This window comes from Limnospira sp. PMC 289.06 (genome assembly GCF_032350395.1).
In the GTDB taxonomy this organism is placed as follows: Bacteria; Cyanobacteriota; Cyanobacteriia; order Cyanobacteriales; family Microcoleaceae; genus Limnospira; species Limnospira platensis.
Genome location: NZ_JARPLC010000522.1, coordinates 1 through 384, shown reverse-complemented (window position 1 = coordinate 384; position 384 = coordinate 1). Strand labels below are relative to the sequence as shown.

1 pseudogene is annotated in these 384 nt (G+C 40.6%); it reads left to right on the top strand.

The features are described from left to right. Positions 1 to 384: pseudogene (locus P5674_RS26095) on the top strand (reverse transcriptase/maturase family protein); the annotation flags it as partial.

Here is a 384-nt window from a genome sequence, read left to right as displayed (position 1 = left end):
TTCGAGGATACAGAAGCAGGGACACCTCAAGGAGGGGTAATAAGTCCAATACTCGCTAACATCGCACTGTTGGGGATGATTAGGTTAATTGAAAAACTGTACCCTAAGAAAACAGACAATCGCCCGTATGCGAATGTCATAAGATACGCCGATGATTTTGTGGTCATCTCAAAAGACCTAGGAATCATTGAACAGTGCCAAACTGCAATCACCGAATGGCTTAAACCTGTAGGCTTATAAATAAAACCTGAAAAAACTCGAATCTGTCACACGCTCAAACCTATTGAGTATGATGATAAAACAGAGAAACCAGGGTTCGACTTTCTAGGATTCAATATCAGGCAATATCCAGTAGGAAAATATAAATCTGGAAAAACAGGGGGA